Annotated in this window: 22 protein-coding genes; 17 read left to right on the top strand and 5 right to left on the bottom strand. The window is 69.6% G+C overall.

Annotated elements, in window-relative coordinates; all coding sequences use genetic code 11:
• Positions 1 to 37 precede the first annotated feature (37 nt).
• The 8 genes from rsmD (at position 38) to GTY58_RS13930 (ending at position 6,528) form a co-directional block, all read left to right on the top strand.
• Positions 38 to 625: a 16S rRNA (guanine(966)-N(2))-methyltransferase RsmD gene (gene rsmD / locus GTY58_RS13965; RefSeq protein ID WP_010984103.1), complete on the top strand. Its 588-nt coding sequence runs from the start codon at positions 38 to 40 to the stop codon at positions 623 to 625.
• A 26-nt stretch (positions 626 to 651) separates the two neighbouring features.
• A complete protein-coding gene (coaD, locus tag GTY58_RS13960) occupies positions 652 to 1,131 on the top strand; it encodes a pantetheine-phosphate adenylyltransferase (RefSeq protein WP_010984102.1) in 480 nt (159 codons plus the stop codon).
• 149 nt (positions 1,132 to 1,280) lie between these two features.
• A complete protein-coding gene (locus GTY58_RS13955; protein ID WP_010984101.1) occupies positions 1,281 to 2,372 on the top strand; it encodes an ATP synthase F0 subunit B in 1,092 nt (363 codons plus the stop codon).
• Positions 2,373 to 2,512: 140 nt separating this feature from the next.
• Positions 2,513 to 3,166: a YceD family protein gene (locus GTY58_RS13950; RefSeq protein WP_010984100.1), complete on the top strand. Its 654-nt coding sequence runs from the start codon at positions 2,513 to 2,515 to the stop codon at positions 3,164 to 3,166.
• Between the two features lie 2 nt (positions 3,167 to 3,168).
• Entirely contained in the window at positions 3,169 to 3,342 is a 174-nt protein-coding gene (gene rpmF / locus GTY58_RS13945) for a 50S ribosomal protein L32 (RefSeq protein WP_007493396.1), read from the top strand.
• Between the two features lie 19 nt (positions 3,343 to 3,361).
• Positions 3,362 to 4,192, top strand: a complete 831-nt coding sequence (gene rnc / locus GTY58_RS13940) for a ribonuclease III (protein ID WP_010984099.1) — start codon at positions 3,362 to 3,364, stop codon at positions 4,190 to 4,192.
• Positions 4,193 to 4,252: 60 nt separating this feature from the next.
• The gene (gene mutM, locus GTY58_RS13935) at positions 4,253 to 5,113 is read left to right on the top strand and encodes a bifunctional DNA-formamidopyrimidine glycosylase/DNA-(apurinic or apyrimidinic site) lyase (RefSeq protein ID WP_010984098.1); all 861 of its coding nucleotides are present in this window, start codon (positions 4,253 to 4,255) and stop codon (positions 5,111 to 5,113) included.
• Between the two features lie 137 nt (positions 5,114 to 5,250).
• Entirely contained in the window at positions 5,251 to 6,528 is a 1,278-nt protein-coding gene (locus GTY58_RS13930; protein WP_037649733.1) for a serine hydrolase domain-containing protein, read from the top strand.
• Between the two features lie 21 nt (positions 6,529 to 6,549).
• On the opposite strand, the gene GTY58_RS13925 is transcribed toward GTY58_RS13930, so the two are convergent.
• Positions 6,550 to 6,963: a helix-turn-helix domain-containing protein gene (locus tag GTY58_RS13925; RefSeq protein WP_010984096.1), complete on the bottom strand. Its 414-nt coding sequence runs from the start codon at positions 6,961 to 6,963 to the stop codon at positions 6,550 to 6,552.
• Positions 6,964 to 7,097: 134 nt separating this feature from the next.
• On the opposite strand from GTY58_RS13925, the gene GTY58_RS13920 reads away from it, so the two are divergent.
• Complete coding sequence (locus tag GTY58_RS13920; protein ID WP_037649732.1) at positions 7,098 to 7,682, top strand: flavodoxin family protein; 585 nt, start codon at positions 7,098 to 7,100, stop codon at positions 7,680 to 7,682.
• 178 nt (positions 7,683 to 7,860) lie between these two features.
• Here GTY58_RS13920 and GTY58_RS13915 read toward each other — a convergent pair whose 3' ends face one another.
• Entirely contained in the window at positions 7,861 to 8,796 is a 936-nt protein-coding gene (locus GTY58_RS13915; RefSeq protein WP_010984094.1) for a CAP domain-containing protein, read from the bottom strand.
• Positions 8,797 to 8,946: 150 nt separating this feature from the next.
• Here GTY58_RS13915 and GTY58_RS13910 point away from each other — a divergent pair, with 150 nt between their 5' ends.
• From GTY58_RS13910 to GTY58_RS13895, 4 genes are all read left to right on the top strand, one after another.
• Positions 8,947 to 9,228, top strand: coding sequence for an acylphosphatase (locus tag GTY58_RS13910; RefSeq protein ID WP_010984093.1), 282 nt, complete (start codon positions 8,947 to 8,949; stop codon positions 9,226 to 9,228).
• Between the two features lie 380 nt (positions 9,229 to 9,608).
• Positions 9,609 to 9,812: a hypothetical protein gene (locus GTY58_RS13905; protein WP_037649730.1), complete on the top strand. Its 204-nt coding sequence runs from the start codon at positions 9,609 to 9,611 to the stop codon at positions 9,810 to 9,812.
• 208 nt (positions 9,813 to 10,020) lie between these two features.
• Positions 10,021 to 13,629 carry a chromosome segregation protein SMC gene (gene smc, locus GTY58_RS13900; RefSeq protein ID WP_010984092.1) on the top strand — a complete coding sequence of 1,203 codons (3,609 nt, stop codon included), beginning with the start codon at positions 10,021 to 10,023 and terminating at the stop codon, positions 13,627 to 13,629.
• Positions 13,630 to 13,891: 262 nt separating this feature from the next.
• Complete coding sequence (locus tag GTY58_RS13895; protein WP_010984091.1) at positions 13,892 to 15,304, top strand: sugar porter family MFS transporter; 1,413 nt, start codon at positions 13,892 to 13,894, stop codon at positions 15,302 to 15,304.
• 86 nt (positions 15,305 to 15,390) lie between these two features.
• Here the strand turns inward: GTY58_RS13895 and GTY58_RS13890 are convergent, their stop codons facing one another.
• Positions 15,391 to 16,371, bottom strand: a complete 981-nt coding sequence (locus GTY58_RS13890) for an LLM class flavin-dependent oxidoreductase (RefSeq protein ID WP_010984090.1) — start codon at positions 16,369 to 16,371, stop codon at positions 15,391 to 15,393.
• A gap of 46 nt (positions 16,372 to 16,417) precedes the next feature.
• Positions 16,418 to 17,890, bottom strand: coding sequence for a cytosine permease (locus GTY58_RS13885; protein ID WP_010984089.1), 1,473 nt, complete (start codon positions 17,888 to 17,890; stop codon positions 16,418 to 16,420).
• Positions 17,891 to 17,999: 109 nt separating this feature from the next.
• Between GTY58_RS13885 and ftsY the strand changes: the two genes are divergently transcribed.
• The gene (gene ftsY / locus GTY58_RS13880; RefSeq protein WP_037649727.1) at positions 18,000 to 19,208 is read left to right on the top strand and encodes a signal recognition particle-docking protein FtsY; all 1,209 of its coding nucleotides are present in this window, start codon (positions 18,000 to 18,002) and stop codon (positions 19,206 to 19,208) included.
• Between the two features lie 89 nt (positions 19,209 to 19,297).
• On the opposite strand, the gene GTY58_RS13875 is transcribed toward ftsY, so the two are convergent.
• Positions 19,298 to 19,960: a bifunctional DNA primase/polymerase gene (locus GTY58_RS13875; protein WP_010984087.1), complete on the bottom strand. Its 663-nt coding sequence runs from the start codon at positions 19,958 to 19,960 to the stop codon at positions 19,298 to 19,300.
• A 448-nt stretch (positions 19,961 to 20,408) separates the two neighbouring features.
• On the opposite strand from GTY58_RS13875, the gene GTY58_RS13870 reads away from it, so the two are divergent.
• The 3 genes from GTY58_RS13870 (at position 20,409) to GTY58_RS13860 (ending at position 23,898) form a co-directional block, all read left to right on the top strand.
• On the top strand, positions 20,409 to 21,884 hold the full coding sequence (locus tag GTY58_RS13870) for a hypothetical protein (protein ID WP_010984086.1): 1,476 nt from the start codon (positions 20,409 to 20,411) through the stop codon (positions 21,882 to 21,884).
• A 338-nt stretch (positions 21,885 to 22,222) separates the two neighbouring features.
• Complete coding sequence (locus GTY58_RS13865; protein ID WP_010984085.1) at positions 22,223 to 23,563, top strand: ammonium transporter; 1,341 nt, start codon at positions 22,223 to 22,225, stop codon at positions 23,561 to 23,563.
• On the top strand, positions 23,560 to 23,898 hold the full coding sequence (locus GTY58_RS13860; RefSeq protein ID WP_010984084.1) for a P-II family nitrogen regulator: 339 nt from the start codon (positions 23,560 to 23,562) through the stop codon (positions 23,896 to 23,898). Before GTY58_RS13865 ends, GTY58_RS13860 begins: the two co-directional genes overlap by 4 nt.
• The last annotated feature ends 11 nt before the right edge of the window (positions 23,899 to 23,909 follow it).

The following is a 23,909-nucleotide window of genomic DNA, read 5'->3' as shown; positions in this document are numbered from 1 at the left end:
GACTGGGCCCGACACATCACGAGCGCAAAGGACCCTCATGACCCGCGTGATCGCCGGTCGGGCCGGCGGACGCCGTCTGGCCGTCCCGCCGGGCAACGGCACCCGTCCCACCTCCGACCGCGCGCGCGAGGGCCTCTTCTCCACCTGGCAGGCCCTCCTCGGCGGCCCGCTGGACGGCGAGCGGGTCCTCGACCTGTACGCCGGCTCCGGCGCCGTCGGCCTGGAGGCGCTCAGCCGGGGCGCCGGGCACACCCTCCTGGTGGAGGCCGACACCCGCGCGGTCCGCACCGTCCGCGAGAACGTGAAGTCGCTGGGCCTCCCCGGCGCCGAGGTCAGAGCGGGCAAAGCGGAACAGATCGTCCAGACTCCGGCGTCGGCGGACCCGTACGACATCGTCTTCCTCGACCCCCCGTACGCGGTCTCGGACGACGATCTTCGCGAGATTCTGCTCACACTCCGCACGGGGGGCTGGCTCGCGGGCGAAGCCCTCGTCACCGTGGAGCGCAGCACCAGAGGCGGCGAATTCCGGTGGCCGGACGGCTTCGAGCCGATCCGGTCCCGTCGTTACGGCGAGGGAACGTTTTGGTACGGTCGCGCCGCCTCTACGTGCGAAGACGCACGATGACCGGACCGGAGAGCGAGGGACCTCAGTTGCGCCGCGCCGTCTGTCCCGGGTCATTCGACCCGATCACCAACGGACATCTCGACATCATCGCCCGCGCCTCCAAGCTGTACGACGTGGTGCACGTCGCGGTGATGATCAACCAGTCCAAGAAGGGCCTGTTCGAGGTCGACGAGCGGATCGAGCTGATCCGCCAGGTCACCGCGGAATTCGGGAACGTCGAGGTGGAGTCCTTCCACGGCCTCCTCGTCGACTTCTGCAAGCAGCGCGACATCCCCGCGATCGTCAAGGGCCTGCGCGCCGTCAGCGACTTCGACTACGAGCTGCAGATGGCCCAGATGAACATCGGCCTCTCGGGCGTGGAGACCCTCTTCGTCCCCACCAACCCCACCTACAGCTTCCTGTCCTCCTCGCTCGTCAAGGAGGTGGCGGCCTGGGGCGGCGACGTCTCGCATCTGGTGCCGCCGGCGGTCCTGGAAGCCCTCAACGGGCGCCTCAAGCAGGACTGAGAAGCTCGCGGGAGGCCCGGGGGCCCTCAGGGGTCTCCCGGGAAGCCCCCGGAACCTGACAGCCCGTCACCCGGTGTCGGGTGGCCGCCGACTGGTCGTACAGTCGACCCGTCCGTCTCCATCAAGCTGTAGAGAGTGGCGAGCACACGGTGGACGTGCAGAAGAAGCTTGATGAGATCGTCGCGGCGGTCTCCGGCGCCCGGTCCATGCCCATGTCGGCCTCCTGCGTGGTCAACCGCGCCGAGCTGCTCTCGATGCTCGAAGAGGTGCGTGAGGCGCTGCCCGGCTCCCTCGCCCATGCCCAGGAGCTGATCGGCGACCGCGAACAGATGGTCGAGCGGGCCCGCCAGGAGGCCGAGCGGATCATCGAGACCGCACACGCCGAGCGCGGCTCCCTGATCTCCGACACCGAGGTCGCCCGCCGCTCCCGGAACGAGGCGGACCGCATCCTCTCCGAGGCCCGCCAGGAGGCCGAGGAGATCCGCACCGAGGCCGACGACTACGTCGACTCCAAGCTCGCCAACTTCGAGGTCGTCCTCACCAAGACCCTCGGCTCCGTCGGCCGCGGCCGCGAGAAGCTCCTCGGCACCGGGCCCGGCGTCGACGAACAGGGATTCGAGGACGAGGACGCCCCCGAGCGCAGCCACGACCCCGAGACCCTGCGCCACAACGCCGACGCCTACGTCGACGTCAAGCTCGGCGCCTTCGAGGCCGTCCTCGCCAAGACCCTGGAGGCCGTCGGCCGCGGCAGGCAGAAGCTGCACGGCCGCATCGCCAGCGACGACCTGGGCGCCCTCACGGACGACGGAACGCCCGTCCAGCACACCAGCGACGCCGACTACCTGGCCGGTCTGGCGGACCTCGGCAACACCCCCGACCAGCCCTCGGCACCGCCCCAGACCCCCCAGGCCCCTGAGATCCCGGCTCAGCCGCAGTACGGCGGGCAGGACGCCTACGCGTACCAGCAGCAGACCCCCGATCCCTACGGCTACCAGCAGCAGTACGGCCAGCAGGACGCGTACGGCTACCAGCCGACGGCCGACCCGTACGCCGCGTACCCGCAGCAGGGCTACGACCAGCAGACGGCGTACGACCAGAACCAGCAGCAGGGCTACTCCCAGCCGCAGACGCACGACTCCCAGCCGCAGGCACACGACCTGGACGAGGCCAGCCTCTTCGACACCAGCATGATCAGTGCGGAGCAGCTGCGGGCCTACGAACAGGGGCGCGGCGGTCACTGAGCGTCGGGAGCGCCACCGGATTGGGCCGAGAGCGAAAGGTCCAGTATCCTGGCTGTTCGGTCGCGCGTACGTCCGCGATCTCAGCTGCCCGGGAACTCACAGGGCGGCGACATCATGAGTTTCGAAGATCGAAAGCAGGAATGGCCCTGAACGCCCGCCTCGACCACCGCAACCCTCTCGTGTTCGACACACACGAGCTGGGGCGGCGTCCTGGCGCGCTGCAGCGCCTGACCCGCACGATCGACGCTCCCCGGGATCTCGGGATCCAGGGAGTCATCGGAGTGCCGGAAGGCGCGCCGGTGGAGCTCAGGCTCCGCATCGAGTCGGTCATGGAAGGGGTGCTTGTCACAGGCACCGCCCGTGCACAGGCCGAGGGGGAGTGCGTAAGGTGTCTGGAGCCGCTTGAGCAGCAGCTCGAAGCGGACTTCCAGGAGATGTTCTCGTACCCTGACGCCGACGACCGGGGCCGCGAAAAGGCGGAGCCGGTCGACGACGCCGAGGAAGACGAGGACAGGCTCTTTCTCGAGGACGGCCTGTTCGACCTCGAAACCGTGCTGCGTGACGCGGTGGTGCTTGCACTGCCGATGCAGCCGGTGTGCCAGGACGACTGCCCGGGCCTGTGCTCCGAATGCGGAGCCCGGCTCGCGGACGACCCGGACCACCACCATGACGCCGTCGACATCCGTTGGGCGGCACTGCAGGGACTCGCCGGTTCACTCGAAGACGGCGAGAAGGACGAGATGAGCGGCGGCGCGCTTCCATCAGCGCACGTCGACGAGAAGCAGGAGAAGTAGCCGTGGCTGTTCCGAAGCGGAAGATGTCGCGCAGCAACACGCGCCACCGCCGGTCGCAGTGGAAGGCTGCGGTCCCCACCCTGGTTGCGTGCGAGCGCTGCCACGAGCCCAAGCTGCAGCACATTGCGTGCCCGTCTTGCGGCACTTACAACAAGCGCCAGGTCCTCGAGGTCTGAGCGGCTGGTGAGAGGTCTGATGTCTGACGCCAAGGCGGACTCAACCGCCAAGAAAAAGGCGGACAACACAGCCTCGTCCCACACGCTTCTGGAAGGGCGGCTCGGCTACAAGCTCGAGTCCGCCCTTCTGGTGCGTGCGCTGACCCACCGTTCGTACGCGTACGAGAACGGCGGCCTGCCCACCAACGAGCGTCTGGAGTTCCTCGGGGACTCCGTACTCGGCCTCGTGGTCACGGACACGCTGTACCGCACCCACCCCGACCTCCCAGAAGGCCAGTTGGCCAAGCTGCGGGCCGCGGTGGTCAACTCACGTGCGCTGGCGGAGGTCGGTCGCGGACTCGAACTGGGCTCCTTCATCCGGCTTGGCCGGGGCGAAGAGGGCACGGGCGGCCGGGACAAGGCATCCATCCTCGCCGACACCCTTGAAGCGGTGATCGGCGCGGTCTATCTCGACCAGGGTCTCGAAGCGGCGGGCGAACTCGTTCACCGGCTCTTCGATCCGCTGATCGAGAAGTCCTCGAATCTGGGCGCGGGCCTGGACTGGAAAACCAGCCTCCAGGAGCTCACCGCGACCGAGGGGCTCGGCGTGCCCGAGTACCTGGTCACGGAGACCGGCCCGGACCACGAGAAGACCTTTACTGCTGCCGCCCGCGTCGGAGGCGTCTCGTACGGCACCGGCACCGGCCGCAGCAAGAAGGAAGCGGAACAGCAGGCCGCGGAGTCCGCGTGGCGTGCGATCCGCTCCGCGGCGGACGAACGCGCGAAGGCAGCCGCCCAGGCCGCTCAGACGGCGGCCGAGGCCGCCGAGCGCGCCCAGGGAAACGCCGACGCGTCCTCGGCGTCCGCCTGATCAGTCAACCGAGCGCCCGCCCCGACCGGGGCGGGCGCTATGGTGCGTGGGGGAGTCGTCATGCCCGAATTGCCCGAGGTCGAGGTTGTACGGCGAGGCCTGGAGCGGTGGGTCGCCCACCGCACCGTCGCCGATGTCGAGGTGCTGCACCCACGTGCCGTACGACGCCACACCGCGGGCGGCGAGGACTTCGCGCACCGCCTGAAGGGCCGGCGGGTCGGGGTGCCGAGCCGCCGCGGAAAGTACCTCTGGCTCCCGTTGGAGACGACCGACACGGCCGTCCTGGCGCATCTCGGAATGAGCGGTCAGCTGCTGGTGCAGCCGCACGACTGTGCCGACGAGAGGCATCTGCGCATCCGGGTGCGCTTCGCCGACGCCCTCGGCACCGAACTCCGCTTCGTCGACCAACGCACCTTCGGCGGGCTCTCGTTGCACGACACCACGCCCGACGGTCTGCCCGACGTCATCGCGCACATCGCCCGTGACCCGCTCGACCCGCTCTTCGACGACGCCGCCTTCCACGAGGCGCTGCGCCGGAAGCGTACGACCGTCAAGCGGGCCCTGCTCGACCAGTCGTTGATCAGCGGCGTCGGCAACATCTATGCGGACGAGGCGCTGTGGCGGGCGCGCATCCACTACGAGCGCCCCACGGCCGGCTTCACGCGCCCGCGTACGGCCGAACTCCTGGGCCACGTACGGGATGTGATGAACGCGGCCCTCGCCGTCGGCGGCACCAGCTTCGACAGCCTGTACGTCAACGTCAATGGCGAGTCCGGCTACTTCGACCGCTCACTCGACGCCTATGGACGTGAGGGGTTGCCCTGCCGGCGCTGTGCCACCCCGATGCGGCGACGGCCGTGGATGAACAGGTCCAGCTACTTCTGCCCCAAGTGCCAGCGGGCGCCGCGCGTCACCGTGTAGGCGGTTGACGGGGCAGGGGGCCGGGTGGGGCCGCGCTTCCGGCGGGACATGCTTCGGGTGGCACGGCGAATGGCCCGGGTAGGGAATGCGCCCTACGATAGTTGTGGGTTTTGTCCTTATTTGGCTGGAGTCAGCCCATGACGCACTCGACCGTACGACTGCGCAGGGGCGCCGTGACCGCCATAGCGGTAGGGACGCTCATGGTGCCGTTCGCGGGCGGGGCCGCCTCAGGTGCGCCGGCCTCCGCCACCGCCGCCGCCACAGCCTCCGCCACCGCCGTCGAGCCGCCCACGCCGTCCGATTCCGCGTCGGCTTCCACGGGTGATTTCCGCACCCTCACTCCTGCCGTGACGAAGCAGGTCGACGAGGCCGTGCGGCGGGTCATGCGCGAGGCGAACGTGCCCGGGGTGACCGTGGGCCTGTGGACGTCCGACCAGGGGCAGCACGTACGGTCGTTCGGGGTCGCGGACAAGAGCGGCGGCGAGCGGATGTCGCCGGACCTGTACATGCGGATCGGCAGCGAGACCAAGACGTTCACCGTGACGGCGCTGCTGGAGCTGGTGGACGAGCACAAGGTGGGCCTGGACGATCCGATCGGCAAGTACGTCGACGGTGTGCCCAACGGCGACAAGATCACCCTGCGCGAGCTGGCCGGGATGCGCAGCGGGCTCTTCAACTACACCGAGGACGACGGCTTCTTCAAGGCGCTGACGTCCGACCCGCGGCGCCCGTTCACGCCGCAGCAGCTGCTCGACTACGCCTTCAAGCACCCTGTGCTGTTCCCGCCGGGCGAGAAGTTCTCCTACTGCAACACCAACCTCATCCTGCTCGGCCTGGTCGTCGAGAAGGCAGGCGGCCGGCCGCTCGGAGACTTCATACGGCAGAACGTCCTGGAGCCGGCCGGCATGAACCACACGTCCCTCCCGGCCGACGCGGCTTTCCCGAACCCGCACGCGCAGGGATACACGGACCAGACCGCGACCGGCGAGGTCGAGAACGCGACCGACTGGAACCCCTCCTGGGGTTGGGCGGCCGGCGCGATGATCTCCGACCTGGACGATCTGCGCACATGGGCGCGCACGGTGGCCACGGGCATCCTGCCCGACGGTGACAGCCTGATCAGTCCCGTCACGCAGAAGCAACGGCTCAACACGCCCCCCACCACGATCCCGGGGGCCGGATACGGCCTCGGCATCTTCAACGTCCAGGGCTGGATCGGGCACAACGGCTCACTGCCGGGCTACGAGTCCCTGACCATCTATCTCCCGTCGGCGCAGGCAACCCTCGTCGTGCTGCTGAACACCGACATCAACCACGCCGGCACCGAGCCCAGCACACTCTTCGGCGAGGCGATCACGAAGATCGTCACCCCGGGGCACGTCTTCAACCTGCCCGCACAGCCCGCAGCCAGGTGAGAAGCCGGCCCGGGATTCCAGCTACGCGCGGGCCCCGTCGTAGCGCTCCCGTGCCACCAGTACCTCGTCCATGCGGCCCTCCACGAACCGGATGAGCGTCAGCAGGCGCTCGGCGACGTCGCGACCGAGCGGGGTGAGCGAGTAGTCGACGCGTGGCGGGTTCGTGGCCTGGGCGTCGCGGTGCACCAGACCGTCGCGCTCCAGCGCGTGCAGCGTCTGGGACAGCATCTTCTCGCTGACGCCGTCGACACGGCGGCGCAACTCGTTGAAGCGGAACGAGCCGTCGTGCAGCGCGCCCAGCGTGAGCGCGCCCCAGCGGCCGGTGACGTGCTCCAGCGTGCCCCGGGACGGGCAGCTGCGGGCGAACACGTCGTACGCGAGACCCGGACAGTCGCCGTTCTCGATGCCCTGGGCGGGCTGCGCGATGGGTTCCATGACATGAGCATACTCCGAGACAGCGCTAACCAGGAGGTTGCACTAACTGCAAGTTAGTGCTTTCCTTTGGTTATCGCTAGCGAGCAGCGGTTCCCGTGAAGTGCTGCTCGATCCGCTGTCAAGGAGTCCCCATCGTGACCACGCCCGTCGTTTCCATCGCCTTCCACTCCGGCCACGGCCACACCGCCGTCCTCGCCGAGGCCGTACGCAGCGGTGCCGTCGAGGCCGGCGCCCAGGCGCACCTGATCAACGTCGACGAGATCACCGAGGAGCAGTGGGCGGTCCTCGACGCCTCGGACGCGATCGTCTTCGGCTCGCCCACCTACATGGGCACCGCGTCCGGCGCCTTCCACGTCTTCGCCGAGGCGTCCTCGAAGCGGTGGTTCGGGCAGGACTGGAAGGACAAGCTGGCCGCCGGCTTCACCAACTCCGGCTCCAAGAGCGGCGACAAGCTGCACACGCTCCAGTTCTTCCAGATCCTGGCGGCGCAGCACGGCATGAACTGGATCAACCTCGGCCTGCACCCGGGCTGGAACAGCAGCACGGCCGCCGAGACCGACCTGAACCGTCTCGGTGTGTTCGCCGGCGCCGCCGCCCAGACGAACATCGACGAGGGCCCCGAGGCCGTCCACAAGGCCGACATCGCCACCGCCGAGCACCTCGGCCGCCGGGTGGCGGAGGCGGCGCGGGTGTTCGCGCTGGGGCGTGCGGCGGCGTAGCTGACGAACGTTCGTCAGGTAAGCCGCTCCAGTTAGCTGACGAACGTTCGTCAGCTAACTGGAGCGGCGGTGTTTGGCGTACGAACGTTCGTTGGCCGCCGCAACCTGGGCCGGCCACCAACCGCCGGCCGGGACCGGCACGTCGGCCCGCCGCGCTTACGAACGTTCGTCAGCTGACTCAGTACCCGAAGTCCTGCGTCCACCAAGGGCCGCCCGCGCCGAAGTGCACTCCCACGCCCAGCGTCTTGAAGTCGCAGTTCAGTATGTTCGCGCGGTGGCCGGGGCTGTTCATCCACGACTCCATCACGGCCTCGGCGGTGGCCTGGCCGCGGGCTATGTTCTCGCCGCCGAGGCCGGTGACACCTGCCGTCGCCGCGCGGTCCCAGGGGTCGTTGCCGCCGGGGTCGGTGTGGTCGAAGAAGTCACGCGCGGCCATGTCCTCGCTGAAGGCCGTCGCCAGCTGCGACAGTGCGCTGTTCGCCGCCACCGGGCTGCAGCCCGCGGTGGCCCGCTCCTCGTTGACTAGCTTGAGCACCTCGGCCGCGACCGCGGTCTCGGTGGACACCGTCACCGAGGCGCTGGCCTCCGGAGCCTTCGGTGCCTTGCTCGGCGGAGTGGCCGTCCTGGACTGGGTCGCCGTCGGGGCGGGCTTCTTCGAGGGAGTCGTCGTCGACGGCTTCTTCGACGGAGTCGAAGGGGCGGCGGACGGCGAGGCCGAGCGGTCGGAGCCGCGGCTCGTGGACGTGGACTCGCGGTCGTCCGCGGTGCCGTTCGTGCCGCCCTGCTGGGTCTCGAAGCCCGAGGGGGAACCGCCGGCCTGCACCGAGTCGGAGTCGCCGACCGTGTATTTGCCGCCGCCCGGCAGTACTCCGGCGGCCACCGCCACCGTGCCCAGGGCGACGGCCGCGGAGACGCCGAGCAGCCCGGTGCGCACGGGCGTCGCGACCTTCTTCTTACGGTGGGAACGCTGTTCGCGCTCGGCCTCGAGAACCGCGGCGAAGCCGTACAGGTTCTCCGGGCCGTAGCTCTCGGTGCTGTCGCCGCGAGGCTTGGTGACCTCGCTGGTGCGGCCGGTGGCGGCGCGGCCGGCGGCGGAGCGTCGGTGGCGTCCCATGTTCTGGCCTTCCTCGTCCTTGCGGTCAACGTCCTCACAGAACTCACACCATCGGGTGAGTTTCATATGAGATTCATTGGGTCGGGACGGTACAGCATGGCGCCAGGGGAGGATGTGCCCCTTGGGACATTGGCCGGTTAGCGTGCACCCATGAACGAGGACGTGAGGCTCGTCGCGTGGGTGCGCGGACGTGTGCAAGGTGTGGGTTTCCGCTGGTTCACGCGGGCCAAGGCCTTGGAGATCGGCGGGCTGAGTGGTTTTGCTCTCAATTTGGACGACGGACGGGTGCAGGTCGTCGCGGAGGGTGCGCGCGAGGGTTGCCAGGGGCTGCTCGACTGGCTCCAGGGGGACGACACGCCCGGGCGGGTGGACGGTGTCACAGAGATGTGGGACACACCCCGCGGCAGCTACGACGGCTTCTTGATCCGCTGACGGTCCTGCCGGCAAGAGCCCAGGCGAAAGCGGTATGTCATGCCACCGGCATATGCCTGAAGCAGAAATGGCCTGGTGGTTGCCAAGAACCGCTTGTCGTGGCAGGCTCCCCAGGTAAGGATCATCTCCACGCCCTCAGGGCCCGCAGAAGTCGCAGACGCCGCCCCGTGCAGGCCGCGCAGCAGCGGGTAGCCCGTCAATACAGGGTGTGATCGTGTTGACCGTCAAACTTTTTGGTGAGACGCTGAAAGCCCCGCGCACCTTAGCTGTTTGGCATGGTTGAACGACAGCAAGAACTCAAGAGTGCCAAGCATCGCGGGTGCGAATCCCTCACGACCACCCCGCTTCGGTCGGTCACTCATTGTGGAGGACCATCCATCATGGCAAAGGCGCTTCTCGGTTACGTCGGCGGCTCCGACCCGCGACTCATCGCCGAGATGCGACGGCTCCAGCAGCGCGTACAGGACCTCGAATCCGAGCTCGTACGGATTCAGGCCGAGAACGACGCGCTCGCGGCTGCCGCTTCTCACGACTCGCTTCTGGAGAGCATCGACGCACACCAGGCGGAGCCTGCGCTCACCTGATCACTGCATCGGCACCATGACAGCAGTGGTTGGGCGGCCCGTATCAACCGCTAAGTTGTCAGATCTGCAAGGGACGCCTCCTCGGCGTCCCTTCTTTCTTTCCCCCGCGCACCCCCACTTCCTTTAACGGATGGTGTGCCCTGCACGTTCAGGGGCGAAACCGCGCGTTCATGGAGTGAGACCGGAGCGAAAGGTAGAGTCCGGCGGCGTGCACCTCAAGGCTCTGACCCTGCGCGGGTTCAAATCGTTCGCCTCGGCGACCACGCTGCGGTTCGAGCCGGGCATCACCTGTGTCGTGGGCCCCAACGGCTCGGGCAAGTCCAATGTCGTGGACGCCCTGAGCTGGGTCATGGGCGAGCAGGGGGCGAAGTCGCTGCGCGGCGGCAAGATGGAGGACGTCATCTTCGCCGGCACCACCGGGCGTCCGCCGCTGGGCCGCGCCGAGGTGTCCCTCACGATCGACAACTCGGACGGCGCGCTGCCCATCGAGTACGCCGAGGTCACCATCACGCGGATCATGTTCCGCAACGGCGGCAGCGAGTACCAGATCAACGGCGACACCTGCCGTCTCCTCGACATCCAGGAGCTGTTGTCCGACTCCGGCATCGGCCGCGAGATGCATGTCATCGTCGGCCAGGGCCAGCTCGACTCCGTACTCCACGCCGACCCCATGGGCCGCCGCGCCTTCATCGAGGAGGCCGCGGGCGTTCTCAAGCACCGCAAGCGCAAGGAGAAGGCGCTGCGGAAGCTGGACGCGATGCGGGCCAATCTCGCGCGGGTGCAGGACCTGACGGACGAGCTGCGCCGCCAGCTCAAGCCGCTCGGGCGGCAGGCCGCCGTCGCCCGCAGGGCCGCCGTCATCCAGGCCGACCTGCGCGACGCCCGGCTGCGACTGCTCGCCGACGACCTCGTACGCCTGCGGGTGGCGCTCCAGACGGAGGTCGCCGACGAGGCCGCGCTGAAGGAGCGCAAGGAGGCCGCCGAGGCCGAGCTGAAGAGGGCCTTGCAGCGCGAGGCCCTCCTGGAGGACGAGGTGCGGCAGCTGACGCCGCGTCTCCAGCGGGCCCAGCAGACCTGGTACGAGCTGTCGCAGCTCGCCGAGCGAGTGCGCGGCACCGTCTCCCTGGCGGACGCGCGCGTGAAGAGCGCCACCTCCGTGCCCGCGGAGGAGCGCCGTGGCCGCGACCCCGAGGACATGGAGCGCGAGGCCGCACGGGTCCGGGAACAGGAGGCGGAGCTCGAAGCGGCCCTGGAGGCGGCCGAGCGGGCCCTTGAGGACACGGTCGAGCACCGGGCCGAGCTGGAGCGGGAACTGGCGGTCGAGGAGCGGCGCCTGAAGGACGTGGCGCGTGCCATCGCCGACCGGCGCGAGGGGCTGGCCCGCCTCAACGGGCAGGTCAACGCGGCCCGTTCCCGGGCGGCCTCCGCCCAGGCCGAGATCGACCGGCTCGCGTCCGCGCGGGACGAGGCGCAGGAGCGCGCGGTCGCGGCGCAGGAGGAGTACGAGCAGCTCAAGGACGAGGTCGACGGGCTGGACGCGGGCGACGCGGACCTGGCGGAGCGGCACGAGGCGGCGAAGCTCGCCCTGTCCGAAGCGGAGTCCGCCCTGACGGCGGCCCGTGAAGCGGTCACGGCGGCGGAACGCAGGCGCGCGGCGACGGCGGCCCGGCGCGAGGCGCTGGCGCTCGGCCTGCGCCGCAAGGACGGTACGGGCGCGCTGTTGGGGGCGAAGGATCGCCTCGGCGGCCTGCTGGGACCGGCCGCCGAACTGCTGTCGGTGACTCCGGGCTACGAGGTTCCGCTCGCCGCGGCGTTCGGCGTCGCCGCGGACGCCATCGCGGTGTCGACACCGGCTTCGGCGGCCGAGGCGATCCGCCTGTTGCGCAAACAGGACGCGGGCCGGGCGGCGCTGCTGCTGGGCGGCGCCCCCGACGACGTACCCGCGCCGGAACCGGAACACGCCCGGCGGCCGGGTGCCGCGCACACCGACGTACCCCCTGCGGAGCACCGCGGCGGTCCGCCGTACGCGGCCGATCTCGTCCGTGGCCCCGCCGAACTGATGCCCGCCGTACGGCGTCTGTTGCGCGGCATCGTCGTCGTCGGCACCCTCGAGGACGCCGAGGACCTCGTGTACGCGCGGCCCGGGCTGACCGCCGTCACCGCCGAAGGCGACCTGCTCGGTGCGCACTTCGCGCACGGCGGGTCCGCCGGGGCGCCGAGTCTGCTCGAGGTGCAGGCGTCCGTCGACGAGGCCGCGGCCGAGCTGGAAGAGCTCGCCGTGCGGTGCGAGGAGCTGACCGGGGCGCAGCGCCTGGCCGCCGAGCGGCGCACGGAACGGGCGGCGCTGGTAGAGGAGTTGGGGGAGCGGCGGCGCTCCGCCGAGCGGGAGAAGTCCGCCGTCGCCCAGCAGCTCGGGCGGCTGGCCGGGCAGGCGCGGGGCGCGGCAGGCGAGGCCGAACGCACCGCCGCCGCCGTCGCGCGGGCGCAGGAGGCGCTCGACCGCGCCGTACAGGAGGCCGAGGAACTGGCCGAACGGCTCGCCGTGGCCGAGGAGATGCCCGTCGAGGAGGAGCCGGACACCTCCGTACGCGACCGGCTCGCCGCCGACGGGGCCAACGCGCGGCAGACCGAGATGGAGGCCCGCCTCCAGGTGCGTACGCACGAGGAACGGGTCAAGGGGCTCGCCGGGCGGGCCGACTCGCTCGACCGGGCCGCCCGCGCCGAACGCGAGGCACGCGCGCGTGCCGAGCAGCGGCGGGCGCGGCTCAGACACGAGGCGGCCGTCGCCGAGGCCGTCGCCTCCGGTGCGCGCCAGCTGCTCACGCACGTCGAGGTCTCCCTCGGCCGGGCCGACAAGGAGCGCACCGCCGCCGAGGCCGCCAAGGCGCGCCGGGAGCAGGAACTCGCCGCCGCCCGCGGCACCGGCCGCGACCTGAAGGCGGAGCTGGACAAGCTCACGGATTCCGTTCACCGTGGCGAGGTTCTCGGCGCCGAGAAGCGGCTGCGCATCGAGCAGCTGGAGTCGAAGGCGCTGGAGGAACTCGGTGTGGAACCGGCGGGGCTCGTGGCGGACTACGGCCCCGATCAGCTCGTGCCGCCCTCGCCCGCGGCCGAGGGCGAGGAACTCCCCGACGACCCGGAGCACCCGCGCAACCGGCCCCGGCCGTTCGCGCGGGCGGAGCAGGAGAAGCGGCTCAAGTCAGCCGAACGGGCGTACCAGCAGCTGGGAAAGGTCAACCCGCTCGCGCTGGAGGAGTTCGCCGCGCTGGAGGAGCGCCACCAGTTCCTCAGCGAGCAGCTGGAGGACCTCAAGAAGACCCGTGCCGACCTGCTTCAGGTGGTGAAAGAGGTCGACGAGCGCGTCGAACAGGTCTTCACCGAGGCGTACCGGGACACCGCACGGGAGTTCGAAGGAGTCTTCGGCCGGTTGTTCCCGGGCGGTGAGGGGCGGCTGATCCTGACCGATCCCGACAACATGCTCACCACGGGCGTGGACGTCGAGGCGCGGCCCCCGGGCAAGAAGGTCAAGCGGCTGAGTCTGCTCTCCGGCGGGGAGAGGTCTCTCACCGCCGTCGCCCTCCTTGTGTCGATCTTCAAGGCGCGGCCCAGCCCGTTCTATGTGATGGACGAGGTCGAGGCGGCGCTCGACGACACCAACCTGCAGCGGCTGATCCGGATCATGCAGGAGCTCCAGGAGGCCTCGCAGCTGATCGTGATCACGCACCAGAAGCGCACGATGGAGGTCGCCGACGCGCTCTACGGCGTCTCCATGCAGGGTGACGGGGTGTCGAAGGTCATCAGCCAGCGGCTGCGCTGACACGCCGCGGCTTGTCTTCCGGTCCTCGGGGTAGGCGGATCCTGTCCATGGGTTGAGTTCAAGTCTTGAAGGTAAGTGCAACTCTGAGTCGTTAAAACTCACAGCGGACCCCCTATTGACTTCGTTACTTGAAGGCATAGTCTCTGCAACGTTGCTTTTACCTTCAGGTGGTGGGCGGCGTGAAGTTGTGCGCCACTGGAACCATGACTGAAGGGCTCGCCCCCACCCCCGGCAGCGAGGCCGGTGGCCCGAGGAGTTTTACGTGACCAGCACAGCGCAGGCGCCCGGAGCCCGGGAAGCTCATCCCGAGCATCTCGGCCATGTCATCTTCATCGCGGCGGCGGCCGCGATGGGCGGCTTCCTCTTCGGTTACGACAGTGCCGTGATCAACGGCGCCGTCGAGGCCATCCGGAGCAAGTACGACATCGGTTCCGCGACCCTGGCCCAGGTCATCGCCATCGCGCTGATCGGCTGCGCCGTCGGCGCCGCGACCGCGGGCCGCATAGCCGACCGCATCGGCCGCATCCGGTGCATGCAGATCGCCGCCGTGCTGTTCACCGCCAGCGCCATCGGCTCGGCGCTGCCCTTCGCGCTGTGGGACCTCGCGTTCTGGCGCGTCATCGGCGGCTTCGCCATCGGTATGGCCTCCGTGATCGGCCCCGCCTACATCGCCGAGGTCGCCCCGGCCGCGTACCGCGGCCGTCTCGGCTCCTTCCAGCAGGCCGCGATCGTCATCGGCATCGCCATCTCGCAGCTGGTCAACTGGGCCATCCTGAACGCCGCCGGCGGCGACCAGCGCGGCAAGCTGCTGGGCCTCGAAGCCTGGCAGGTCATGCTCGGCGTCATGGTCGTCCCGGCCGTCCTCTACGGTCTGCTCTCCTTCGCGATCCCCGAGTCGCCGCGCTATCTGATCGAAGCGGGCAAGGACGCGCGCGCCCGTGAGGTGCTCGAAGAGGTCGAGGGCAAGGAGATCGACCTCGACGCCCGCGTGGAGGAGATCAGGCTCGCCATGTACCGCGAGGAGAAGCCGAGCTTCAAGGACCTGCTCGGCGGCACCTTCTTCTTCAAGCCGATCGTCTGGGTCGGTATCGGACTCTCGGTCTTCCAGCAGTTCGTCGGCATCAACGTGGCGTTCTACTACTCGGCGACGCTGTGGCAGTCGGTCGGCGTCGACCCGACGGACTCGTTCCTCTACTCGTTCACCACGTCGATCATCAACATCATCGGCACCGTGATCGCCATGATCTTCGTCGACAGGGTCGGCCGCAAGCCGCTCGCGATCATCGGCTCCGTGGGTATGGTCATCGGTCTCGCGCTGGAGGCCTGGGCCTTCTCGTACGACCTCGTCGACGGCAAGCTGCCGGCCACCCAGGGCTGGGTGGCCCTGATCGCCGCCCACGTGTTCGTCCTCTTCTTCGCCCTCTCCTGGGGCGTCGTGGTCTGGGTCTTCCTCGGCGAGATGTTCCCGAACAGGATCCGTGCCGCCGCGCTCGGTGTGGCCGCGTCGGCCCAGTGGATCGCCAACTGGGCGATCACCGCGAGCTTCCCGTCCCTGGCCGACTGGAGCCTCTCCGGCACGTACATCATCTACACGGTGTTCGCCGCGCTCTCCATCCCCTTCGTGCTCAAGTTCGTGAAGGAGACCAAGGGCAAGGCGCTGGAGGAGATGGGCTGACCCCCCTCCCTCCCCGAAGCTCGGGGAGAAGGGCCAAGTCCCCGCTGCCCCTCTCCTCGTACTCGTAAGAGACGTACCGCCCCGGCTCAGCCCTCGAGGTCCTTGAGCCGGGGCAGTACGTTTTCGCAGAACAGGTGCAGGCTGCGCCAGCCCTCGTCGACGGGCATCCCGCCGGACAGCGGATGCAGGACATGGTTGTCCAGGCCCTGGGCCACGCACTCGTCGGGCGTGAGGATCCGGTAGACACCCTCGGCGCGCAGCTCGTCGACCGTGGTGGCGGCCGACTTCACCGCCGAGCGAATCTCCGCGGACTGCCAGGAGGCGTACGTCCGTGCCTCGTGCAGGAAGTACTCGCCGTACTCGGCCCACGTCCGGTCCGGGTCCTCGGCGATGTGCAGCAGCGGGGTCACGGCCGACGGCATCATGGTCCAGCCCTCGGTGCCGTACTCGATGAGCCGGTCCTTGTAGTACGCCTCCAGCTCCGGCAGATGCGCGCTGGGGAAGAAGGGGAGGCCGAGGCGGGCGGCACGGCGGGCCGCGGCCTTCGAGGAGCCGCCGACCAGCAGGAGCGGGTGCGGATCCGAGAACGGGCGCGGGGTGACCCGTACCGTACGGCCCCGGTACTCGAACTCCTCACCGGTCCACGCCTTCAGCACGGTCTCCAGAAGCTCGTCCTGGAGCCTGCCGCGCCTCTTCCAGTCGACGTCGAAGAGGGCGTACTCCTCGGGCCGGTAGCCGATCCCCGCCACCGTGATGAGCCGGCCGCCGCTGAGCAGGTCGAGCACGGAGATGTCCTCGGCCAGTCGCAGCGGGTCGTGCAGGGGGCCGATGACCGCCGAGACGGTGACCGCGATGTGCCGGGTCGCACCGAAGACCGCGCCCGCGAAGGCGAACGGCGAGGGCAGCCAGTTGTTGGCGACGCCGTGGTGCTCCTCGGTCTGCACGGTGGTGATCCCGCGGTCGTCGGCGTACGCGGCCATCTCGAGCGCCGCCCGGTAGCGGGCGCTGAGCGAGGCGGGCGTCGCGCCGGGCTCGACGAGGTTGAAACGTACGACCGTCACGGGCATGGGAGCCCCCCTTCGTGTGTGGAGGGGGACGGTAGCTGACGGTGCGTCAGACAGCCAGGGGTGCGGGCTCTTCCGTGGCGGGAGCCGGCGTCCGCGGGAGCGCGGGCTTGGGCAGGGCGACGTACAGCAGGAAGGACACCACGACCGTGGCCACCCAGCCGAGCCCGTACTCGCCGACCGGGTTGCCGCTCGCCAGCGGGCCGGTGAACCAGTCGGACGTCGTGAACAGCAGCCCGGTGCCCAGGCCGACCGCCCACGCGGCGACCGCGGCCGGGCTGAAGCCGCCCCGGTACCAGTAGGCGCTGGTGCGCGTGGTGTCGAGCAGGGCCCCGGCGTCGTACTCACGGCGCCGCAGCATGTCCGCGCCGAACACGCCGACCCAGGCCGAGAACGCGACCGCGAGCAGCGACAGGAAGGCGATGAAGGACCCCATGAAGGAGGTCGCCACCAGCATCAGGACACCGCCGAAGACCAGCGAGATCACCGCGTTGACGGAGACCGCCCAGTGCCGCGGCACCCGGAAGCCGAGGGTCTGCGCGGTGAAGCCCGCCGAGTACATCGACATGGCGTTGATCAGCAGCATGCCGACCAGGGCGATGAGCAGGTACGGCACCGCGATCCACAACGGCAGGATCTCGCCGAGGAAGGACACCGGGTCGGCCGCCGAGGCCAGATCGGGCGTGGAGACCGCCATGACCGCACCCATCAGGACCATGGGCAGGACGACGACGCCGGCGCCGCCGACCGTGTTGCGCACGATCGCCACAGACGACGCCGTACGCGGCAGATAGCGCGTGAAGTCGGGGGAGGAGGGAGCCCAGCTGATGCCGCCCGCGGCGATCACGCCGACACCGGTGATCATCAGGGGCGTGGGGCCCGCCGCCTGCCCGAAGACCTTGCCCCAGTCGGTGTCGACGACCAGATGGCCGAGTACGAGCACGGAGAAGCCGGCGAAGAGGTAGGACGCCCACCGGTTGCACCTGCGCACCGCGTTGATCCCGAGGCCGGAGATCACGAAGGTGGTGACGACGAAGAGCAGCAGTGTCACGATGATCAGGAACGTGTTGCTCCTGATGCCGAAGAGGATGTTCAGGACGGTGAGCAGCGCATAGGCGCCGGTCACCGCGTTGATCGTCTCCCAGCCCCAGCGGGCGATCCAGATCAGCGCGCCGGGGAGCAGGTTGCCGCGCTGGCCGAAGACCGCGCGGGACAGGGCCATGCCGGGCGCGCCACCGCGCTTGCCGGCGATACCCATGAGGCCGACCAGCCCGTACGACACGACCGGCGCCGCGACGCCGACCACGAGGGCCTGCCAGAAGTTCAGTCCGTACGAGACGGCCAGCCCCGCCCCCATGCTGAGGAGCAGAACGCTGATATTGGCGGCGACCCAGGTGGGGAGGAGTTCCCGGGTGCGGGCGGTGCGCTCGGAGTGGGGGACGGGGTCTAGGCCTCGGGTTTCGAGGCCGTGGGACTCGCCGTGCGTTTCGAGGGCGCCATCGTTCGATGCGGTGGTGCTCATGGGGCGACATCGTACGTTAATCCGAGTACATCACTAAAACGGCCTATGTCCCTCGGCGGAACGCGCAAGCTCGGCCGGTTCGAGGCCCATGGCCGATACTGGACGCGTTATGGAAACCGTCATCCTTGCTGTAGTCATCGCCGTGGTCGTGCTCGGCGCGCTCGGTGGGCTCGTCATCGGCAGTCGCCGCAAGAAGCCGCTGCCCCCGGCGCCCCCCACGACGCCCGACATCACCGCCCCTCCGGCCGAGCCGCATGTCGGCGACGAGGCCGAGCAGCCGCGCGACGAACCGCGCAGAACGATCGAGGAGGTTGATCTCCCGGACAAGTCGGCGGCGGCGCCGGTCGCCGTCGAAGAGGCACCCGTCGTCGAAGTCCCGGCGATCGAGGTCCCGGAGCCGACCGCGGGACGCCTGGTGCGGCTGCGCACCCGGCTCTCCCGCTCGCAGAACGCGCTCGGCAAGGGGCTGCTCACGCTCCTGTCGCGCGAGCACCTCGACGAGGACACCTGGGAGGAGATCGAGGACACGCTGCTCACCGCCGACGTCGGCGTGCAGCCCACCCAGGAGCTGGTCGAGCGGCTGCGCGAGCGGGTGAAGGTGCTCGGCACCCGTACGCCCCAGGAGCTGCGCGGCCTGCTGCGCGAAGAGCTGCTCCAGCTCCTCGTCCCCGAGTTCGACCGCGAGGTCAGGACCGACTCCAACCTCGACACCCCCGGGATCGTGATGGTCGTCGGTGTCAACGGCACCGGCAAGACCACCACCACCGGCAAGCTCGCCCGGGTGCTCGTCGCCGACGGCAAGCATGTGGTGCTCGGCGCCGCCGACACCTTCCGTGCCGCCGCCGCCGACCAGCTGCAGACCTGGGGTGAGCGCGTCGGCGCCCGCACCGTGCGCGGACCCGAGGGCGGCGACCCGGCGTCGATCGCCTTCGACGCCGTCAAGGAGGGCATCGAGGAGGGCGCCGACGTCGTCCTCATCGACACCGCGGGGCGGCTGCACACCAAGACCGGGCTCATGGACGAGCTGGGCAAGGTCAAGCGCGTCGTCGAGAAGCACGCCCCGCTCGACGAGGTACTGCTCGTCCTCGACGCCACCACCGGGCAGAACGGCCTGGTCCAGGCACGTGTCTTCGCCGAGGTCGTCAATATCACCGGCATCGTGCTCACCAAGCTGGACGGCACCGCCAAGGGCGGCATCGTCATCGCCGTGCAGCGCGAGCTGGGGGTGCCGGTCAAACTGATCGGGCTCGGCGAGGGCGCGGACGACCTGGCGCCGTTCGAGCCGGAGGCGTTTGTTGACGCTCTTGTCGGAGAGTGACCCACTTACGAAACCTGGTAAGTGGTCGAAGAAGCGCCCGCCCCCGAGTTGCGGTTGGGGACGGGCGCTTCGTCTGCGCGCGCGTGGCGCTACGCGCGCGATCGATGCGCCACGTAGGCCAGCGTCCCCAGGAGCAGCCGCGCGGCGGGCGGGTTCGTCGCCGAGTCGAGCGCGGGGGAGCGCAGCCAGCGCACCGGCCCGAGACCGCCGAGGTCGGAGGGCGGGGCCGTGATGTACGTACCGGGGCCCAGGGCGCGCAGGTCGAGGGAGGTGTCGTCCCAGGCCATCCGGTAGAGCAACTCGGGGAGTTCGGCCGCCGCGCCCGGGGCGACGAAGAAGTGGGCGCGGCCGTCCGGAGTCGCGGTCACCGGGCCGAGCGGGAGCCCCATGCGCTCCAGCCGGACCAGGGCGTGCCGTCCGGCGGCCTCGGCGACCTCGATCACGTCGAACGCGCGGCCGACCGGCAGCAGCACGGCGGCGCCGGGGACCTCGGCCCAGGCCTCGGTCACCTCGTCGAGCGTCGCGCCGGCGGGCAGGGGAGTGGCGAAGTCCAGCGGATGTGCGCCGGGCCGGACGCACTCCGCCCTGCCGCAGGAGCACGCGCCCGCCGCGGCCCGGGCGCCGGCGACGACGTCCCAGCCCCACAGTCCGGTGTACTCGGCCACGGCGGTGCACTCCGACGAGCGGCCACGGCGCCGGGCGCCGGGTCGAATTTCGCGGATTCCGCGCGTACCGCCGATCGTGAAGCCCATACCCCCTCCAACGGGTCCAGCGCGCCGGTGGTTACGAGACGGAAGCGGATCGTGACGCGGCGTTACCGACCTCCTCGGTCGCCGCATGCTCCGGGCGGCGCCCTGTGGTGCTCCGGGTAGTGCGCTCGGTGGCGCACGCCTCTTTGTGCACCGCTTCACCCACTTCCGGCCGTCCACTGTCAAGTGAATCGCGTACGAGTCGCCGGGAGTTCATCCGAAGGGGTGGCGAATGGTGGCGTTTCCGGGATCGCCATGGCTGGACCCGTGATCGTGGGATTACGTTGAGTGCACGAGCCCTGGGGATGCATGCGCTCATGGGTATGCCGGAGGCAAGTCGGCTTACCGTTCGACGGGTGAGAACCGCCGGACAGACGGCCGCGTTTACCGGCATTCTGGTAGGGCTTGGCGCACACAGCGCACAAGTGGTTTCAGGGATGGGGGCGTTCCAGTGGGCGGCAACGGCGGAAGCGGTACGAACGCTGACAGGCGCCCCAATGAGCTTCTGGGCTCGTGGTTCGTGCGCAGCGGCTGGTCGAAGGGCGAGCTCGCACGACAGGTGAACCGCCGGGCCCGCCAGCTGGGGGCCAGCCACATCTCCACGGACACCTCGCGGGTCCGGCGCTGGCTCGACGGCGAGAACCCGCGTGAGCCGATTCCGCGCATCCTGTCCGAGCTGTTCTCCGAGCGCTTCGGCTGTGTGGTCGCCGTCGAGGACCTCGGACTGCGCACCGCCCACCAGGCACCGTCTGTGTCCGGCGTCGACCTGCCCTGGACGGGCCCGCAGACCGTGGCGCTGATCAGCGAGTTCTCGCGCAGCGACCTGATGCTGGCGCGGCGCGGCTTCCTCGGTACGTCGCTGGCCCTCGCCGCCGGCCCGTCCCTCATCGAACCCATGCAGCGCTGGCTCGTGCCCGGCCCCGCCGCCCCGCGGGAGGAGCCCGAGCCCCTGGCCGCGTCGCGCCGCGCCGGCCGGCTGTCCAGGCCCGAGCTGGACCTCCTCGAATCCACCACCGTGATGTTCCGGCAGTGGGACGCCCAGTGCGGCGGCGGCCTGCGCCGCAAAGCGGTCGTCGGCCAGCTGCACGAGGTGACCGACCTCCTCCAGGAGCCCCAGCCCGCGGCCACCACCAAACGCCTGTTCAAGGTCGCCGCCGAGCTGGCCGAGCTGGCGGGCTGGATGAGCTACGACGTGGGACTCCAGCCCACCGCGCAGAAGTATTTGGTCCTCGCCCTGCACGCGGCCAAGGAGGCCGGCGACAAGCCCCTCGGCTCGTACGTGCTCTCCAGCATGAGCCGCCAGATGATCCACCTCGGCCGCCCCGAGGACGCCCTGGAACTCATCCATCTCGCCCAGTACGGCAGCCGTGACTGCGCGAGCCCGCGCACCCAGTCCATGCTGTATGCGATGGAGGCCCGCGCGTACGCCAACATGGGTCAGCCCGGCAAGTGCAAGCGAGCCGTCCGCATGGCCGAGGACACGTTCGCCGACGCGCTCGAGTCCGACGAGCCCGAGCCCGACTGGATCCGCTTCTTCTCCGAGGCCGAGCTGCACGGCGAGAACTCCCACTCCTACCGCGACCTCGCCTATGTCGCGGGCCGCAGCCCCACCTACGCCTCCCTGGCCGAGCCCGTGATGCAGAAGGCCGTCGACCTGTTCGCCAAGGACAGCGAGCACCAGCGTTCGTACGCACTGAACCTCATCGGCATGGCCACCGTGCACCTGCTCCAGCGAGAGCCCGAGCGGAGTGCCGTTCTGGCCAAGGAGGCGATGGAAGTCGCCAAAAAAGTGCGCTCCGAGCGCGTGAACACTCGTATCCGAAAGACCGTCGACACGGCCGTACGCGATTTCGGCGATCTCGCCGAGGTCGGCGACCTGACCGCCCAGCTCGCCGTCCACCTGCCCGAGACCGCCGAAGCGGTATGACCCCCGGTCCCGCCGGCCACCCAAGGGCCCCTTGGTCCCCGGCCGCGGCCGCCATCCCGAACCGCCCGACTCGGCTCCCCCATGCCAGGTCATCGGATGGCAGCCGCGGCCGGTTTTCTGCCTTCTCGGAAGGTTGCGCCACGATAACGATCGCGCGGGCCCTTAGCAGGCAGTTCATGGACGCGTAACACGCACAGCGCCTTCGTCACTGCGGCGAAACATCGAGGGGCGCCGACCGAAACCGCGCTGCGCCAATCTCATGGCGCATAACCGGCCCACCCCTCTTGACCGCTCAGGTTTCGCCCGCACGGGGCCGTACCAACGACGAGGAGACGCCGATGGCACCAGCCATCACGCTTGCCGCAGAGGCTCCCAAGCTGTCTGCCGCCAACACAGGCTTCATGCTCATCTGTTCCGCCTTGGTACTGATCATGACCCCGGGCCTGGCCTTCTTCTACGGAGGCATGGTCCGCGTCAAGAGCACTCTGAACATGCTCATGATGAGCTTCATCAGCATGGGCATCGTCACCATCCTGTGGGTGCTGTACGGCTTCTCGCTCGCCTTCGGTACCGACAAGGGTTCGCTCATCGGCTGGACGTCCGACTTCGTCGGCTTCACCGGGATCGGCAAGGTGGAGCTCTGGCCCGGTTACACCATTCCGGTCTATGTCTTCGCCACCTTCCAGCTGATGTTCGCGATCATCACGCCCGCCCTGATAAGCGGAGCCCTGGCCGACCGCGTCAAGTTCACCGCCTGGTCCCTGTTCGTCGCCCTGTGGGCCACGGTCGTGTACTTCCCGGTCGCGCACTGGGTGTGGGGCACCGGTGGCTGGGCCTTCGACCTCGGCGTGATCGACTTCGCCGGTGGTACGGCGGTCCACATCAACGCGGGTGCCGCGGCGCTCGGCGTCATCCTGGTCATCGGCAAACGCGTCGGCTTCAAGAAGGACCCGATGCGCCCGCACAGCCTGCCGCTGGTCATGCTCGGCTGCGGCCTGCTGTGGTTCGGCTGGTTCGGATTCAACGCAGGCTCGTGGCTCGGCAACGACGACGGTGTCGGCGCGCTGATGTTCATCAACACGCAGATCGCCACCGCCGCTGCGATGCTCGCCTGGCTCGCGTACGAGAAGATCCGCCACGGCGCGTTCACCACCCTCGGTGCCGCCTCCGGCGCGGTCGCGGGCCTGGTCGCCATCACCCCGTCCGGTGGCGCGGTCTCCCCGCTCGGCGCGATCGCCGTCGGCGCCATCGCCGGTGTCCTGTGCGCCATGGCCGTGGGCCTGAAGTACAAGTTCGGCTACGACGACTCCCTCGACGTCGTCGGCGTCCACCTCGTCGGCGGTGTCGCGGGCTCCCTGCTCATCGGCTTCTTCGCCAGCGGCGGCGGCCAGTCCGACGCGACGGGCGTCTTCTACGGCGACCACTCCTTCGACCAGCTGTGGAAGCAGTGCGCCGGAGTCTTCGCGGTCCTCGCCTACTCCCTGGTCGTCTCCGCGATCCTCGCCTTCCTGATCGACAAGACGATCGGGATGCGGGTTTCCGAGGACGAGGAGATCGCCGGCATCGACCAGGCGGAGCACGCCGAGACCGCATACGACTTCAGCGGAGCGGGCGGCGGCGCGGCCCGGATCCTCCCCGCCCCTCTCGCGGACACGGCGACCAAGAAGGTGGACGCATGAAGCTCATCACCGCCGTCGTGAAGCCCCATCGGCTCGACGAGATCAAGGAAGCCCTCCAGGCCTTCGGAGTACACGGTCTGACGGTCACCGAGGCCAGCGGTTACGGTCGTCAGCGGGGACACACCGAGGTCTACCGCGGCGCCGAGTACACGGTCGACCTGGTCCCCAAGATCCGTATCGAGGTGCTGGCCGAGGACGACGACGCCGAACAGCTGATCGACGTCGTCGTGAAGGCGGCCCGCACCGGCAAGATCGGTGACGGCAAGGTCTGGTCCATCCCGGTGGACACGGCCGTCCGGGTCCGGACCGGCGAGCGCGGACCCGACGCGCTGTAAGGCACCGACAG

Source organism: Streptomyces sp. SID5469 (genome assembly GCF_009862865.1).
In the GTDB taxonomy this organism is placed as follows: domain Bacteria; phylum Actinomycetota; class Actinomycetes; order Streptomycetales; family Streptomycetaceae; genus Streptomyces; species Streptomyces avermitilis.
This window is presented reverse-complemented; position numbering and strand designations above follow the sequence as displayed.